The following is a 15600-nucleotide window of genomic DNA, read 5'->3' on the forward strand; positions in this document are numbered from 1 at the left end:
GTCACCTCCCGGGCAGCCGCTCCACCGCGAACGCGCTGCCCGGGTTGTCGACGAGGATCCGGTCCACCAGCGCTCTGTCCAGGGCCAGTTCGAGGCGAGGACGGACGCGGCGCAGCAGATACGGCATCCCGGGCCCGCCGCTCACCGAGCGCGCTCCGGCGGTCGTCGTGTCGCCGCCGAGCAGGAGCCGGTCGCCGTACCCCGCGTCGACGAGCGCCGCCATCGCGTCCGGCATCCGCCAGTCCGTCGCGTGGTTGGCGCGCGACGGCCCGTCGAAGGCGAGGTAGGCGCCGGACTCGGCGGCCTGCCGATGCACGGCGAAGTCGGGCGAGCGGTTGAGGTGCCCGAGCACGACCCGCTCCGGCGCCACCCCCAACTCCCCGCACAGCAGGTCGAGTACGTCGAGCACGGCCGTCCCCAGCTCGTGGTGGACGGCGATCGGTGCGCCCGTCGCGTGATGGGCCTCGGCGGCGGCCCGCATCGTCCACACCGCGTGGTCGTCGAGGGCGTGGAAGCCGCCCGCGACCTTGATGAGGCCGGCCCGCACACCGCTGTCACCGATCCCCTCGGTGAGTTCCCGCACGAACACGTCGGCCAGGGCGGGACGCAGCCGGGCGAGCAACTCCGGTGCGTAGTGGGCGGCCTGGTGGAGTCCCGTCGAGGCCACGACGTGTACGCCCGTCGCGGTGGACAGTGCGGGCAGCAGCTCGGCCCGGCGTCCGAGGCCGTGCGGTGTCCACTGGACGACCGCGCCGCCGCCCGCGTCCCGGTAGGCGCGCAGTTCCGCCTCGGCGGCGGCCGTGTCGTCGAGTTCCTGGCCGGGGAGCAGAGGACTGCGGAAGAAGAGGTGGTCGTGCGCGTCACACACGCCGAGTTCCTCCGGCGCCACGTCCCCGAGCACGGTCCGAACGGTCGCGGTCACCACTGCCTCCCCCGAGGAAGCCGGTCGCGCTCGGGGGCGCTCAGGTGCAGCACCTCGTAGACGTCGCCCGGCGTGTCGGGTGTCGCGTGGTCCCAGAGCGAGAAGGTGAGCAGTTCCCAGTGGCGCGGGTCGACGGCGACAGCCGCGCACACCGCCCCGTCCTGCCCGGCGATGCGGGCCGCGTCGCGCACGGCGGCGTCCGTCGCCTCGGAGAGCGGGGCCGGCCCGGTGAGGGGCGTCCGGCGGCGCACCGCGCTCCTCGGGGTGGCCTGCGGGGCCGGGCCCTCCTCGTACGCGAGTCCGGCCCAGTGCTGCACCTCGGGCCGCCCGAAGTCGTCCACGATCCCCTGGAATCCGGGCCCCCACAAAAACGAGTTCATGCCCTGAGGGGTGTTCCACAGGTAGCACGGCGCGTACTGGTTCACGGGTGACCCGGCGACACCGCGTTCGCGCATCAGATAGGCCTTGAGGCCGAGCCCGGGGAAGGCATCGAGGAGATGCCCCCTGTTCTCCACCCGCTCGCGGATGATGCCCATGTCGTAGTCGGCGGGCAGCGTGATCTCGTACTGCATCGCGTGCACGGTCGTGTCTCTCCTCGGCTCAGGCGGCGGGTGCGAGCAGTCGGCTCACGCGGCGGGTGCGAGCAGCGAGAGCAGCCCGCGCACCCCCGCGTCGAAGGCTGCGGGCGAGTCCGACGCGCGGGCGAGGACGTAGCCGCCCTGGACCGTCGCGACGATCGCCGCCGCGATCTCCTCGGCGTCCAGCGAGGGCGCGAACTCGCCCTGTTCCTTGCCCTCTTCCACGATCCCCGCGAGCTGCTCCCGCAGCCAGTCGATCGTCTCGTCGACCGGTGCGCGCAGCGCGTCGCTCGCGATCACGTCCGGGTCCATCGTGAGCCGGCCGATCGGGCAGCCCCGCAGCACGTCACGCTCGCGCCGCAGATACGCCTCGATGCGGGTGTACGCGGAACCGCCGCCGCCGAACGAAGCCGCGGCGGTGGCCCGCATCTCCTGGGCCGTGCGCTCGATCGCGGCGAGCGCGAGGTCCTGCTTCCCGCCGAAGTGGTGGTACATGCTGCCCTGCCCCGCGTCGGCGCGCTGCTGGATCGCCTTGGGGCTCGTGCCGACGTAACCCCGCTCCCACAGGAGCTCACGAGTGGACTCGATCAGCCGGTCCGAAGTGCTCATGAAACCACTGTACATACTAGTAGGTACAGAAGTCCACGGTGGGGAGAGTAGGCGGACGCGGGCCCCGTACTCCCGTGGGGGTACGCGCGCTGCCGCTGGCTGTACGACGACTTCGGCCCCCTTCGGAGCGAGTCTCGAGTCATCGAGAAAACGTGCACACGTTCCGAGGAGATGAGTCACATGCAGACCCTGGCTGACTGGGACGGCGGGCCCGGCCCGTGGATCCTGTTCTTCCCCCTGATCTGGGCGGCCGTCGTCATCGGCGCCGTCACGCTGCTGCGCCGCACCGTGTGGCGCGGCAGCCGCCGTGGTGGCCCCTGGCGGCCCGCCGCCGACGACAACGCGCCCCTCACCGTGCTCGGCCGGCGCTTCGCCGCGGGCGAGATCGACGAGGACGAGTACTGGCGCCGGAGCTCCGTCCTGAACGAGGAGTTCGGCCGTTCCAAGCGCGGTGCGGCATGACCACCGCCACGCTCACCCGGACCGCGGCCCGAGTCGTCGACGCCGTGAAGGTCTACGGAGGTGGCGACACCGCCGTCCGGGCCCTGGACGGCGTCAGTGTCGGCTTCGAGGCCGGGAGATTCACCGCGATCATGGGTCCTTCCGGTTCCGGCAAGTCCACGCTGATGCACTGTGCGGCGGGCCTCGACACTCTCAGCGCCGGCTCCGCCTTCATCGGCGACACCGACCTGAGCGACCTCGACGACCGCCGTCTGACCCTGCTGCGCCGCGACCGGATCGGCTTCGTGTTCCAGGCCTTCAACCTGGTGCCGACCCTGACGGTCGCGGAGAACATCACCCTGCCGAGAGACCTCGCGGGCGCGAAGGACGACGCCGCTTCCAGGGAGTGGATCGACGCGCTCGTCGACATCGTCGGCCTGCGCGACCGGCTGCACCACCGGCCGTCCGAACTCTCCGGCGGACAGCAGCAGCGCGTAGCCGTGGCCCGGGCCTTCGCCGGCCGTCCCGACGTCGTCTTCGCCGACGAGCCCACCGGCAACCTCGACTCGCGCTCCGGTGAGGAGGTGCTCGGGCTCCTCGGCCGCGCCGTACGGCAGATGGACCGCACGGTCGTCATGGTCACCCATGACCCGGTGGCCGCCGCCCACGCCGACGAGGTCGTCTTCCTCGCCGACGGCCGCCTCGTCGACCGGATGCCGCAACCGACCCCGGACAAGGTCCTGGACCGCATGAAGGCCTTCGACGCGGCCGGGGGCGCACGGCATGCGGGGGAGGCGCCGTCATGAGTTCCCTGAGCACCTCCGCGCGCCTGAGCCTGTCGTCGCTGCGCGCCCACAAGCGGCGCTTCGCCGGCACCTTCCTGGCCGTCCTGCTCGGCGTCGCGTTCTTCGCCGGCACGCTCGTCATGGGTGACACCCTGCGCGCCAGCTTCGACACCATGTTCGGCAACGCGTCGAGCGGCACGGACGCCGTCGTCCGCAGCACGAACGTGATCACGACCCCCGGCGAGAGCCAGGGCACCCGGCAGCCCGTCGCCGCGTCGCTCGCGAAGAAGCTCGCGGACACCCCGGGTGTCGCCGCCGCCGTGCCCGGCATCCAGGGCGCGGGCCAGCTCGTCGGCAGCAACGGCAAGGCGATCGGGGGTCAGGGCCCGCCCACCCTCGCGGGCAACTGGATCGACGACCCCGAACTCAACCCCTACCGCCTGGCCGAAGGGCGCACCCCTTCGAGGACCGGCGAGGTGGTCGTCAACCGGGGAGCCGCCGAGAAGGGCGACCTCAAGATCGGCGACACCACGACCCTGCGCACCCCCGACCCCGTCGAGGTGACGATCGTCGGCCTCGCGACCTTCGGCGGCGAGGACGGCATGGCGCAGGTGACGTACACCGGCATGACGCAGGCAGACGCGGAGAAGTACCTCACGCCGAGGCTCGGCGAGGCCGCGTCCATCCAGGTGCGGGCCCGCCCCGGCACCAGTCAGCGGGAACTCGTCGACGAGCTGACTCCCGTACTGCCCAAGGGAGTCGAGGCCATCACCGGCGAGGCGTCGGCGCAGGAGAACACCGACATGGTCTCCGGGCAGTTCCTGACCCTCTTCACCACCTTCCTCCTCGTGTTCTCCGGCATCGCCCTGCTCGTGGCGACCTTCTCGATCCACAACACGTTCGCGATCGTCGTCGCGCAGCGCACCCGTGAGAACGCGCTCCTGCGCGCCCTCGGCGCCTCCCGCCGCCAGGTCACCACCATGACGCTCGTCGAGGCGAGCGCCGTAGCCGTTCTCGCGTCGGTCGCCGGTCTCGCCGGCGGCATCGGCATCGCCGCCGGGCTCCAGGCGCTGTTCCCCGCCATCGGTTTCCCGTTCCCCGACGGCGCTCTCGTGATCAGCGGCCTGTCCATGCTGCTCCCGCTCGCCGTGGGCATCCTCGTCTGTCTCGGCTCGGCGCTCCTGCCCGCCGTACGGGCCGGACGCACCGCACCCCTCGCGGCCCTGCGCGAGACGGCCGTCGACCAGTCCGGTGCCTCGCGCCGCCGCGCCGTCGTCGGCACGGCACTCGGCGTCGCGGCGGTCGCCGTCACCCTGGTCGCCGTCCTCGCCTCGCCGTCCATCCGGCTCGCGGGCCTCGGTGGCGTGCTGATCCTCATCGCGTTCGTGATCCTCGGTCCGGTCGCGTCGGCACGCGCCGTACGCGTCCTCGGCAGCCCCCTCGACAAGCTGCGCGGCGTCACCGGCGGTCTCGCCCGGCGCAACGCCCTGCGCAGCCCCAGGCGCACCGCGGCCACCGCGAGCGCCCTGATGATCGGTGTCGCCGTCGTCTCCCTGTTCACCGTCTTCGGCGCCTCGCTGAAGGCGACCATGGACCAGACGGTGTCCCGCTCCTTCGCCGGCGACATCGCCGTGTCCGCCCCGTCGTTCGGCGCGGGCGGCAGCGGCCTCAGCCCGAAGCTCGCCCCGGCCATCGCCCGACAGCCGCAGGTCGCGACCGCCGTCGGCCTGGGCAAGGGCGTCGCGGACGTCGACGGCGAGGGCCGTGTCCTGACCGTCACCGACCCGGCAGCGCTCGCCCGGTCCTTCGACCTGGGCACCGTCCGCGGCTCGCTCGACGACCTCGGCACGGACGGCATCGCCATCACCCGCGAGGAGGCCGGCAAGCAGCACCTCCGACCGGGCAGCACCGCCCGCCTGGCCTTCACCGACGGCAAACGGCAGAACTTCACCGTCCGCGCGGTCTACGGCCGGTCGGAGCTCGCCGGGGACTACGTCATCACGCGCCAGGCCTGGGCCCCGCACCGCGCCCAGGACTCCGACACCCTGATCGCCGTCACCTTCAAGGACGGCGTGAGCACGGCCGACGGCAAGGCCGCCGTCTCCAAGGTCGCGGCGGCGTACGGGAATCCGGAGGTGCAGACCCGCGACGAGTACGCGCAGTCGTCCGCCGGCGGCATCGACATGATGCTGACCCTGGTCTACGCGCTGCTTGCCCTCGCGGTGCTGATCGCTCTGCTCGGCATCGCCAACACCCTCACCCTGGCCGTCCACGAACGCACCCGCGAGCTGGGGCTGTTGAGGGCCGTCGGCCAGACCCGCGCCCAGCTGCGGGCCATGGTCCGGTGGGAGTCCGTCCTGGTCGCCGCGTTCGGCACCGCGGGTGGCCTGGTGCTCGGCGGATTCCTCGGCTGGGTCCTGGTCGAGGCGTCGGACGGCGCGAGCGACAGCGCGTTCGCGTTCGCCCTGCCCCCGCTCCAGCTCGTCGTCGTCGCCCTGGTGGGCCTCGCCGCCGGAGCGCTCGCGGGCCTGCGCCCGGCCCGCCGCGCAGCACGCCTCGACGTGCTGCGGGCCATCGCCACCGAGTGACGTGGCCCGTGCCGTGAGAGGGGGTGGTCACCGCCCGGTCAGCCGACAACGGCCGACCGGGCGGGAGCATGTCGGGCCGCGCTGCGGTCCACCGGGGAGTCCAGCTCGGGGAAGGCGTTCTCCACCCGGTACTCGGGGATCGGCGGCAGCGGCATCGCCGCCGACGGCGCCGGGAGCGTGAACCACACGACCTTGCCGTGCTCGCCCTGCGGCCGCACGCCCCAGCTCTCGCTGACGGCGGCGACCAGGGCGAGGCCCCGGCCGCAGGTCGCGAGCGGGTCGGCCTCGCACGGTTGCGGCAGGTGCGGGTCGTGGTCGTGCACCGACACCGTGAGGCGGTCGAGCAGCAGCTCGATCTCGACCGTGCACATCTTGTCGGGGCCCGCGTGCCGGTGGACGTTGGTCAGCAACTCGGTCACGCCGAGCATCGCCTCGTCGATGAGCGGGTCCAGATGCCAGTAGCGCAACTGCGCCGATACGATTCTGCGGACCTGGCGGATCCGCGACGGCAGGGCCTGGAGCTCCACCGTGCAATGCCTGCTTGGGTGGGTGATCACGGCTGCGACTCCCCGAATTGAAGGTCCGGAAGAAGGCGGAGTACCGATCCAGCAGTGGGTCGCTCGGACAGCCGAGGCCCGCCTGCTGCGTGTCCGGCGGGCTGGTTCGCAGCGTTATCGCCGGTAAACCCTGAGTAGTGATGTGTGACCAGAGTGACTCAGGGGGTGCCAGGCTGCAACTCGCGCACGCCGTCCCCCAAGTGCGCGGCCGGCTAGGTCACCCGGCCGCGCGCCCTGCGCACCGCCTCCAGGAACCGACGCGTCGTGGGCGGCCCGTTCTCGCCGGCGAGACGGGGCACCCCGTCGCCGGGTTCGTGATCGGCGCCGAGTTTGAGCAGGTAGCGCCGGCCGCCGACATCGGCCATGGCCCGGTCGCCGGGCGCGAACCAGGCTTTGCCGGCGCGGACTTCCTGAAGCGGCGCGCTGTCGATCTCGCTGCCGTAACTGGTGAGCAGTTCGAGGCGGCCGCCCTTGATGCGGACCTCGCCTGCCCGGGTGAGCGAGCGAAGGAGTCGCCCTATGCGCACACCCGTCGCCGTGAACTCCGGCTCCGCCATGTCGTCCGCCCCCTTGCTGTGAGCTCTCACCGGCCCCGCGGTGCAGTCTGCCCGCACGAAGGCGTCCGCACCAGTGCGTGATGCGGTGCGCCCGGCAGGGGAAGGGCCGACTCACGCCTTTGTTCCTCCGCACGCCCGTTCCTGTCCTGGGGCAGGTGTTCCTTTGAGTTGCTCAAAGGGGTGTTTATGCAGGTGAGAAGCGTGCGGAAGGTGTTTATGATCGGGGCGTCCGACCGGTCGTGAAGACGACGGCCGGGTGTGGACGGCGTCGGACCGGCGCTCGCAACGACGCCAAGGAGCCATGCGGTGAACACTCCTCAGCAGGACCAGTCAGCCGGGACCCCCCAAGGGACGAACCCGATGCCCACGCTGGACGTGGACCACACGGACGCCGCGTACCGAAGCTGGCTGAAAGAAGCCGTACGAAAGGTGCAGGCCGACGCCAACCGGTCCGCCGACACCCACCTCCTGCGTTTCCCGCTCCCCGAGGAGTGGGGCATCGACCTGTATCTGAAGGACGAGTCGACGCACATCACGGGAAGCCTCAAGCACCGGCTCGCCCGCTCGCTGTTCCTCTACGGCCTGTGCAACGGATGGATCCGGCCCGGCCGCCCCGTCATCGAGGCGTCCAGCGGCTCGACCGCCGTCTCCGAGGCCTACTTCGCGAAGCTCATCGGGGTGCCCTTCATCGCCGTGATGCCGCGGACCACCAGCCCCGAGAAGATCCGCCTGATCGAGTTCCACGGCGGCCGGTGCCACTACGTCGACGACTCGCGCACGATGTACGAGCAGTCGGCGGCGCTCGCGGTCGACACGGGCGGGCACTACATGGACCAGTTCACGTACGCGGAGCGGGCCACGGACTGGCGCGGCAACAACAACATCGCGGAGTCGATCTACCGGCAGCTGGAGCGGGAGCGCTACCCGGAGCCGACCTGGATCGTCGCCACCGCCGGCACCGGAGGCACCTCCGCGACCATCGCGCGGTACGTCCACTACATGCAGCACGACACCCGCATCTGCGTCGCGGACCCGGAGAACTCCTGTTTCTTCGAGGGCTGGACGACCGGGGACCCGGACGTCACCTGCGACTGCGGCTCCCGCATCGAGGGCATCGGCAGGCCCCGAATGGAGCCGAGCTTCGTACCCGGCGCGATCGACCGCATGATGAAAGTGCCGGACGCGGCGAGCGTCGCCGCCGTGCGCGCCCTGGAGGGAGCCATCGGCCGCAAGGCGGGCGGCTCCACCGGTACGGGCCTGTGGAGCGCGCTGAAGATCGTCGCCGAGATGGTGGCCGAGGGCAGGACCGGCAGCGTCGTCACGCTGCTGTGCGACCCGGGGGACCGTTACCTCGACAAGTACTACTCCGACCAGTGGCTGGCCGGCCAGGGCCTGGACATCGCGCCGTACACGCGGGCCATCGAGACGCTGCTCGCGACGGGGGTCTGGCCGAGCACCGACTGAGAACCGGGGCCGCTTCTAACTCGCCTTGGAGTCCCGGGAGTTCGCCGCGATCCTGCGGTCGAGAGCGGCCACCGCGTCACGGAACGCGCGGCCGAGTCCGGCCCGGCCGAGGCGCAGGCCCACCCGGAACGCGGCGGCCCCGTCCGCGGCGAACGTCCACTGCACCCGCGTCCCACCGGTGCCCGACGGCGTGAGCCGCCACTCCTCGACCAGGGCGCGTATCCCCGGCGCGTTGGTCTCGTCCACCCGGTACGCGTACACCTCGTCGGGGTCGGCCGCGAGGACGGTCTCCCGCATGCGCGTACCGCCCCTGAGCCGCACCTCGCGCCCCCCGCCGTCGTCCGTCGGGCGGGCGAGCGTCACGGCGGAGAACCACTCGGGCCAGCCCGCCACGTCCTCGGCGAGCGCCCGGAACACCGCCTGCGCAGGCGCGGACACCTCGCGGGCGAAGACCAGGCGCAGCGGCGCGGACTCGGTGAACTCCAGCCCCACGGGCTTCAGTCGGCGTGCCATGGACGTTCAGCCCCCAGGCGGAATCGGGCGGTTGGCCGGGCACGGGTCACCATAGCTGGCGAACCGTCAGATGTCTGTACCTGTTCCGGGCTCGCCCGCGATGACGAGCCGCAGCTCCTCGGAGACCTCCGCGCGCGCGTCCGCGGGCAGCCCCGCGTCCGTCACGAGCGTGTCCACCTGGTCGAGCGAGGCGAACGAACTCAGGCCCACCGTCCCCCACTTGGTGTGGTCGGCCACCACGACGACCCGCCGAGCGGACTGCACGAGACGCCGGTTCGTCTCCGCCTCCGCCAGGTTCGGCGTCGACAGGCCGGCCTCCAGCGATATGCCGTGCACCCCGAGGAACAACACGTCGAAGTGGAGCGCCGCGATGGCCTGGTCCGCGACGGGCCCCACGAGAGAGTCCGAAGGTGTCCGCACGCCACCCGTGAGGACGACGGTCGCCGCGTCCTGCCGCTGTCCCGAGGAGCGCTGCGCGCCGTGGAACACGTCCGCCACCCGTACCGAGTTGGTCACCACGGTCAGGTCCGGCACGTCGAGGAGATGGTGGGCCAGCGCGTACGTCGTGGTGCCGCCGGACAGCGCGATGGCAGTGCCCGGCACCGCCAGGGCCGCGGCGGTCCGCGCGATGTCCTCCTTGGCGCTGAGCTCCAGACCCGACTTCGCCTCGAAGCCCGGCTCGTGCGTGCTCGCCTCGACCACGGGGACCGCGCCGCCGTGCACCTTCTCCAGGACACCCTGCCGGGCGAGCGCGTCGAGATCACGGCGGACCGTCATGTCGGAGACGCCCAGCTTGCGAGTGAGCTCGTTGACCCTGACGCCGCCGCGGCGCCTGACCTCGTCCAGGATCAGGGCCCGGCGCTGCTCCGCGAGAAGGTTCTGATTCTCGCTCACGTCCTGTCGGATCCCTTCGCCTCGTCACAGCCGTCCATGGTCGCCACATCCTCGCACGCGCCGCCGACAGCCGTGAGACTGCCCGCTCGCGCCCGGCGTATGGCGCGCGGTCGCACGGATGGAGGAGATTCGGTGAGGAGGGATGCGTAGCGCGGTCGTGAGCGGGGATTCTGATTCCGGCACCACACGCGCACGTCAATCGGGGGATGCTGAACGGTGGAGCGTGACACGGCGGACGAGACCGCCCTCGAACTTCTGGTCCACGGCGTAGGGGGCACCACCCCCGAGGCGATGCTCGGCGACCCGCGCACGGTCCGGGTCTCCGGAGACGACACGGCCGCGGTGTACCGCCGTGCCGACGACGTCGACGCGGAGGAACGCCCCGACGACTACCGGGGCAGGCCCGTCCCGGAGGCCTACGTCTGGTGCAACCTCACGTCGGGCAACGGCTCGCGCGCCTTATGGCTGCTGCTCCTGCCGTTCATGGTCGTCAATCTCGCCCACTGGATGCGCCCCGACGCCCACCGCCGCACACGGACCGTGCGCGCCTACGGCCTTCTGGTGCGCCTGGTGGGGCTCAGCCTCACCGTCCTCCTGGTCGCCGCCGCCTGCGAGGTGGCGCTCGATCTCGTGGCCTGGCAGTGCGCCGGTACGCACGCGTGCGCCGAGGAACGCTCCTGGCTGGGCTTCCTGTCGGTCGACGCGCACGGACACGGCGGCTGGTGGAGCCAGCCCGGCCGCCGCCTCGCTCTCGCCGCGATCGTCCCGGCCGCCCTCATCGGCCTCCTCTGGTACCTCTCCCACCGCACCTGGGGCGCGTACGAGTCCCAGCAACCGCTGCCCCACCAGCCCGACCCCGAGGACGAGGCCCCGACCAACGCGCTCGGCAGGCCGGGGTTCTGGTACGGACGCCGCCTCGTCGCCCGCCTGCGCGCCGCGCACACCGCCGCGGGCCTGCTCACGGTGGCGGCCGCTGTCGGCACCTCGGCCGCCCGCTTCGACCGCGGGAGCGGCGGCCCCGTGCTCCTCGACGTGCTCGGCCGGGTCCTCGACGGCGCGCTCCTCGTGGGTACCGGCGTCGTCGTCTGGGTGGTGTGCCGCAGGGGCCGCAGCGAGAACACCGTCGACCGCACCCTCGACCGGGCCGTCGTCCGCCTCCTGCCCGCGGCCGCCCTGGCCCTCCTGCTGCTCACGTTCCTGTACGCGGGCTGGTCACGCCCCGAGTGGCGGTCGCACGGGCGCCTGCCCGGAGACGCGACGTTCGGCGGGATCGTCCTCGTCCAGGGCGCGGTGGTCGTGGCGCTCGCCGTGGTCGCCCGCGCCATCCACCGCCGCGCCCGCGACTCCCGTGCGGCCCTGCGCGGCCTCGGCGGACCCGCGACCGCGATGCTCGCCTGCGCCCTGGGCGGTGTGATGTCCGGGGGAGTGTCGCAGCGCGTCGCCGACTGGCTGGACGGCCCCGGCACACCGGGAGCCGACGGCACGATCGAAGGACCGCCCGTCCTGCTGTCCTGGCAGGCCTCCGTGATCCCGCCCCTGCTGATCGTCGTCGCCGTGGTGTGCGCCGTACTCGCCCGGCGCACCCTCCGTCTGAAGCGCCGTGAGACGGCCACCGTCGCGACCGACTACCCGGGGGAGCCCGAGGACGCCGCCCGCACCAGCCGCATCGCGGGCACGCGCGCGCGTGCCGCCCTCACCGACCAGGCACCCATGATCATCGGTGCGGTCTCGGCGGTGACGCTCCTCCTCGGCGCGGGAGCGCTCCTCGGCGCGTGGGCGACCCGTCAGGTCCCGGGCCAGGCCGCACAGGGCACGTACGACATCGTGGAAGGCGCCGCGCAGACCGCGCAGGCGATGGGCTCCTGGCTCATCGGACTCGGCTTCATACTCTTCGTCACCTGGGGAAGGCGCGCCTACCGCGACGCGTCGGCCCGCCGCACGATCGGCATCCTGTGGGACGTCGGCACGTTCTGGCCGCGCGCCGCGCACCCCTTCGCGCCGCCCTGCTACGCGGAGCGCGCCGTGCCCGACCTGACCTGGCGCATGGCCACGTGGACCCGCGCCACGGGCGGCCGCCTCGTCCTGTCGGGGCACTCCCAGGGCAGCGTCCTCGCCGCCGCGGCCGCCTGGCAGCTGCATCCGACCGTCCGCCGACGCGTCGCCCTGCTCACCTACGGCTCGCCTCTGGAGCGGCTCTACGGGCGCTGGTTCCCCGCCCACTTCGGTCCCGCCGCGCTCGGCGCCCTGCACCGCCAGGTCGACTGCTGGCGCAACCTGTACCGCACCACCGACCCGATCGGCGGACCCGTCCGGCTGCCCGGCGAGGACGGCCCCCAGGTCGACCACCCGGCGCTGAAGGACCCGCTCGCCTACGGCCGTACCGAGCAACACCCGCTGCCCGCACCGATCCTGGGCCACTCCGACTACCAGGCCGACCCCGTCTTCGCCGAGGAACGGGCCCGCCTCCTCGCCCGGCTGCGCCCCGAGGTCCCGGGGCCACGTCCGGACGGCGAGCCCGTCGTGCCTCAGGGCAGCTCGGGCAAGTCGTCCTCGTAGAGCAGGGTCAGGTCGTCCGTGCTCGGTTCGGCGAGCTGGGCGACCCGGCCCGCGTGGCGCTCCACCATCGACTCGAAGGTCTGCCGCGCCGTGCGGCCGTTGCCGAAGGCGGGCCCCTTCGGGAGCGCCGTGAAGTGCTTCAGAAGTGCTTCGGACGCGCCCTCGCCGAGGCGGTACTCGTGCTCGTCGGCCTGCTGCTCCACGATCCGCAGCAGCTCTTCGGGCAGGTAGTCGGAGAACGTGATGGTCCGTGAGAAGCGGGACGCCACACCGGGGTTGACCGAGAGGAAGCGCTCCATCTCGGCGGTGTAGCCCGCGACGATCACCACCACGGAGTCGCGCTGGTCCTCCATCAGCTTCACCAGCGTGTCGATCGCCTCACGCCCGAAGTCGCGGCCGGAGTCCTCGGGGGAAAGGGCGTACGCCTCGTCGATGAACAGCACGCCCCCGGTCGCCCGTTGAAAGGCCTCCTGCGTGCGGATGGCGGTCGAGCCGATGTGCTCGCCGACCAGATCGACCCGGGACACCTCGACGAGATGGCCCTTCTCCAGGACGCCCAGCGAGGCGAGGATCTCCCCGTACAGGCGTGCCACGGTCGTCTTGCCGGTGCCGGGGGAGCCCGTGAACACCAAGTGCCGCCTGACGGAGGCGGCCTTGAGGCCCGCCTGCTGCCGGCGCCGGCCGACCTCGATCATGTCGGTCAGGGCCCGCACCTCGCGCTTGACGCTCTCCAGGCCCACCAGGGTGTCGAGTTCACCGAGCACGTCCGTCGACGTACGGGTCGTGGCCGGTGTCTTCGTGTCGGGTGCCGCGGCTCGCTGGTCGGGCAGGGCACTGAGCAGTCCCACGGTCTGCGTGGCCTTCTGGACGCTCGGTGCCGGGGCGGCGGCCTGCCCGGCGGAGCGCACCCCGCCGCTCTCGTCGCTGGTGCAGTCCTCGACGACGGGGCCGTCCTCGGCGAATTCGTATCCCCCGCGCGAACACCGTTCCGTACGGCACTTCTTGAGGGTCGTACGGCAGCCGTCGATGATGTGGAAGCCGTAGCCCTCGCTGCCCGTGACGCGGCAGCCGTGGAGGCTGCCCCGGCCCTCGGCCGACACATAGAAACCGGCCTCGGCGGGGGAGGTGACCGTGCAGCGCTCGATCGTCGGGTCGGCGCCCTTGGTGACGATCACGCCGGTCTGGACGGCGTCCACCGTGCAGTTGGCGAGGGTGCCGCCGCTCCCGTGATCACGGAACCAGGCACCCGTCGCGGCCTCCCGGATCCGGCAGTCGTCCAGCTGGGCCGTGGCGCCGTCGCTCACCGACACGGCCGTGTTGCGGACCTGGGAGAGATCGCTGTCGACGACGTCCACGCGCGAGCCCCGGTCCAGGACGAACAGCGCGTCCGGCACGTCGTGCACCCGGCACGCGTCGAGCACGGCGGTCGCGCCGTCGCTCACCCACACCGCCGGGTAGTCGCCCGTGCTGTCGTGGATCTCGCACTGGTTGGCGTCCACGCGCGTGCCCGGGTCCCACACGGACAGGCCGTTGCGCCCGAACCGGCGCACCGTCGAGCGCGTCAGGGTCAGGACCGACCGGGAGCGCAGATCGATCGCGTTCTCCGGGATGTCGTGGATACGGCAGTCGGCGAGGGTGAGCACCGCGTCCGTGTCGAGGGTGACGCCGTCCGCCGTGGTGCGGTGCACGTCGCAGTCCGTGAGGTGCGCCGTGGCGCGCCCCGTGATCTGCACGCCGGTGCCCTTGACCTCGTACACTTCGCAGCCGACGGCCTCCAGGCCGCTGTGCTCGCCGGTGACGGACAGTCCGGAACCCGACGCGTGATGCACCCGGCAGCGCTCCAGCCGAGGGTGCGCGCCGCCGCGTACGGCCACACCGGCCTGGCCCGCCGAGACGACCTCGCACTCCTCGAAGACGCCGCCCCCGCCGTCGAGCACGGCGATGCCGATCCCTCCGGGGTTGTCGACGGTGCAGCGGCGCACGGTGGGCCGCGCACCGCCCCGCACCTCTATGCCGGCCGCGGAGCGCGTGACGATGCGCAGATCGCAGAGCTCGGGAGCGCCTTCCTCCACCAGCAGAGCGGGGGCCGCCGAGTCCTGCCCCTCGACATGCAGATCGTGGACGGTCGCGGACGCGCGCACCGTGAGCGGCACCCCGTCGACCGGCGCAATCCGCACGGATCCGGGCGAGCCCTCCGGACCACGCAGCGTCACCGCCCGCTCCACGACGAGGTTCTCCCTGTACGTGCCCGACGCCACGGTCAGCACGTCACCGTCACCCGCGGCCTCCAGGGCCGCGGCGAGCGATGCGTACTCCCCAGTGCGGCGCCGCCACCGCGACGTGCCGGTGTGCGTCACCTGGACCGTGCCCTGTGCCATGGCTTTGTCGTGCCCCCACCTCGTCGTACGCGGGTCCTCGCTGCGATCCCCGCGGCGAAGGTGGGTCAACCGTAGCGTGCGCGCAGCCGCTGAGTTGACCGGAGCCGAAGGCTGCTCAGCTGCCGGTCCCCGTCCTGCCCCAGTCCGGGCCCGCCTTGTCCCAGGCGCGGTCCCAACGGTCGTACCGGCGGCGGACCATGCGCCACACGATCAGGCGTCGGGCGCCCTCGACGAGCCCTGCCGCGGCAGCCGCGGTCCCGAATCCGGCCAGCGCGGCGTGAGTTGTCGCTGTCGCGTTGTCCAGCGGGCGGCCCACGACCTGACCCGTGCCGTCGACCCACAGGGTGAACCGGTCGCCCGGATGCGGGGCCTTGAGGCTCGACAGGACGCGGCCCGTGCGGTGGGCGCCGTCGGGTGCCTTCCAGTCGGCGACGACCCTGCTGTGGGCGTCTCTCGCCGTGGACGTCTCGGGGTCGGAGTCCAGCGGCGGCTGGGCCAGCTTCCGTATGACCGTGGCGGGAACTTCCCGGCGGTTCTTGTGCTGTTCCTGGACCGACTGCATCAAGGCGCCCTGTGCCAGGGATCCCGTCGCGACGCCGATGATCGGTGCGACGACGACGATGAGCAGCACCGCCACCAGCGCGACCCAGGCCTCGGCGAGGTCGGTCGCACGGCGCAGCGGATTGTGCCGCCACCGCCACAGTCCGGCGATTGCCCGCACAGCCAGCACCCCCTTCCGCGTCCGTCTTAACCGTGAA

Annotated in this window: 14 protein-coding genes; 5 read left to right on the forward strand and 9 right to left on the reverse strand. The window is 72.4% G+C overall.

What is annotated here, in order from left to right:
- Position 1: 1 nt before the first annotated feature.
- The 3 genes from ACFC96_RS41910 to ACFC96_RS41920 are packed head-to-tail and all read right to left on the reverse strand — an operon-like array spanning position 2 to position 2109.
- Positions 2-922: a phosphotriesterase gene (locus tag ACFC96_RS41910; RefSeq protein WP_376252457.1), complete on the reverse strand. Its 921-nt coding sequence runs from the start codon at positions 920-922 to the stop codon at positions 2-4.
- A complete protein-coding gene (locus tag ACFC96_RS41915) occupies positions 919-1503 on the reverse strand; it encodes a DUF4865 family protein (protein ID WP_376252459.1) in 585 nt (194 codons plus the stop codon). The genes ACFC96_RS41910 and ACFC96_RS41915 overlap by 4 nt, the downstream gene beginning before the upstream one ends.
- 45 nt (positions 1504-1548) lie before the next feature.
- Complete coding sequence (locus ACFC96_RS41920; RefSeq protein ID WP_376252461.1) at positions 1549-2109, reverse strand: TetR/AcrR family transcriptional regulator; 561 nt, start codon at positions 2107-2109, stop codon at positions 1549-1551.
- A 180-nt stretch (positions 2110-2289) separates the two neighbouring features.
- Between ACFC96_RS41920 and ACFC96_RS41925 the strand changes: the two genes are divergently transcribed.
- Genes ACFC96_RS41925 through ACFC96_RS41935 form a run of 3 tightly spaced genes read left to right on the forward strand, consistent with a single transcriptional unit; the run spans position 2290 to position 5923 of the window.
- Positions 2290-2571 (forward strand): SHOCT domain-containing protein, encoded by a 282-nt coding sequence (locus ACFC96_RS41925; RefSeq protein ID WP_376252464.1) that lies wholly within the window; start codon positions 2290-2292, stop codon positions 2569-2571.
- Positions 2568-3356 carry an ABC transporter ATP-binding protein gene (locus ACFC96_RS41930; RefSeq protein ID WP_376617706.1) on the forward strand — a complete coding sequence of 263 codons (789 nt, stop codon included), beginning with the start codon at positions 2568-2570 and terminating at the stop codon, positions 3354-3356. The genes ACFC96_RS41925 and ACFC96_RS41930 overlap by 4 nt, the downstream gene beginning before the upstream one ends.
- A gap of 5 nt (positions 3357-3361) precedes the next feature.
- Entirely contained in the window at positions 3362-5923 is a 2562-nt protein-coding gene (locus ACFC96_RS41935; RefSeq protein WP_376617736.1) for an ABC transporter permease, read from the forward strand.
- A 38-nt stretch (positions 5924-5961) separates the two neighbouring features.
- Here ACFC96_RS41935 and ACFC96_RS41940 read toward each other — a convergent pair whose 3' ends face one another.
- Positions 5962-6480 carry an ATP-binding protein gene (locus tag ACFC96_RS41940; RefSeq protein WP_376252469.1) on the reverse strand — a complete coding sequence of 173 codons (519 nt, stop codon included), beginning with the start codon at positions 6478-6480 and terminating at the stop codon, positions 5962-5964.
- Positions 6481-6692: 212 nt separating this feature from the next.
- Positions 6693-7037: a hypothetical protein gene (locus tag ACFC96_RS41945; protein WP_376252472.1), complete on the reverse strand. Its 345-nt coding sequence runs from the start codon at positions 7035-7037 to the stop codon at positions 6693-6695.
- Between the two features lie 360 nt (positions 7038-7397).
- On the opposite strand from ACFC96_RS41945, the gene ACFC96_RS41950 reads away from it, so the two are divergent.
- Complete coding sequence (locus ACFC96_RS41950; RefSeq protein ID WP_376253744.1) at positions 7398-8501, forward strand: PLP-dependent cysteine synthase family protein; 1104 nt, start codon at positions 7398-7400, stop codon at positions 8499-8501.
- Between the two features lie 15 nt (positions 8502-8516).
- Here ACFC96_RS41950 and ACFC96_RS41955 read toward each other — a convergent pair whose 3' ends face one another.
- Together ACFC96_RS41955 and ACFC96_RS41960 are read right to left on the reverse strand one after the other, a co-directional pair.
- Entirely contained in the window at positions 8517-9014 is a 498-nt protein-coding gene (locus tag ACFC96_RS41955; protein WP_376617708.1) for an SRPBCC family protein, read from the reverse strand.
- Between the two features lie 66 nt (positions 9015-9080).
- Entirely contained in the window at positions 9081-9908 is an 828-nt protein-coding gene (locus ACFC96_RS41960; RefSeq protein ID WP_376252477.1) for a DeoR/GlpR family DNA-binding transcription regulator, read from the reverse strand.
- A gap of 216 nt (positions 9909-10124) precedes the next feature.
- On the opposite strand from ACFC96_RS41960, the gene ACFC96_RS41965 reads away from it, so the two are divergent.
- On the forward strand, positions 10125-12464 hold the full coding sequence (locus ACFC96_RS41965; RefSeq protein ID WP_376617710.1) for a hypothetical protein: 2340 nt from the start codon (positions 10125-10127) through the stop codon (positions 12462-12464).
- On the opposite strand, the gene ACFC96_RS41970 is transcribed toward ACFC96_RS41965, so the two are convergent.
- Both ACFC96_RS41970 and ACFC96_RS41975 read right to left on the reverse strand, forming a co-directional pair.
- Positions 12434-14842: a right-handed parallel beta-helix repeat-containing protein gene (locus ACFC96_RS41970; protein ID WP_376617712.1), complete on the reverse strand. Its 2409-nt coding sequence runs from the start codon at positions 14840-14842 to the stop codon at positions 12434-12436. The genes ACFC96_RS41965 and ACFC96_RS41970 overlap by 31 nt on opposite strands.
- A gap of 115 nt (positions 14843-14957) precedes the next feature.
- On the reverse strand, positions 14958-15572 hold the full coding sequence (locus ACFC96_RS41975; protein ID WP_376252485.1) for a hypothetical protein: 615 nt from the start codon (positions 15570-15572) through the stop codon (positions 14958-14960).
- Positions 15573-15600: the final 28 nt, after the last annotated feature.

The sequence above is a fragment of the Streptomyces sp. NPDC055955 genome (assembly GCF_042270245.1).
Classification (GTDB): Bacteria; Actinomycetota; Actinomycetes; order Streptomycetales; family Streptomycetaceae; genus Streptomyces.

Excerpts from the sequence above, each read along its gene's own strand:
- ACFC96_RS41920 (WP_376252461.1), bottom strand. The coding sequence starts at position 2,109 with ATGAGCACTTCGGACCGGCTGATCGAGTCCACTCGTGAGCTCCTGTGG.
- ACFC96_RS41925 (WP_376252464.1), top strand. The coding sequence starts at position 2,290 with ATGCAGACCCTGGCTGACTGGGACGGCGGGCCCGGCCCGTGGATCCTG.
- ACFC96_RS41930 (WP_376617706.1), top strand. The coding sequence starts at position 2,568 with ATGACCACCGCCACGCTCACCCGGACCGCGGCCCGAGTCGTCGACGCC.
- ACFC96_RS41945 (WP_376252472.1), bottom strand. The coding sequence starts at position 7,037 with ATGGCGGAGCCGGAGTTCACGGCGACGGGTGTGCGCATAGGGCGACTC.
- ACFC96_RS41950 (WP_376253744.1), top strand. The coding sequence starts at position 7,398 with ATGCCCACGCTGGACGTGGACCACACGGACGCCGCGTACCGAAGCTGG.
- ACFC96_RS41955 (WP_376617708.1), bottom strand. The coding sequence starts at position 9,014 with ATGGCACGCCGACTGAAGCCCGTGGGGCTGGAGTTCACCGAGTCCGCG.
- ACFC96_RS41970 (WP_376617712.1), bottom strand. The coding sequence starts at position 14,842 with ATGGCACAGGGCACGGTCCAGGTGACGCACACCGGCACGTCGCGGTGG.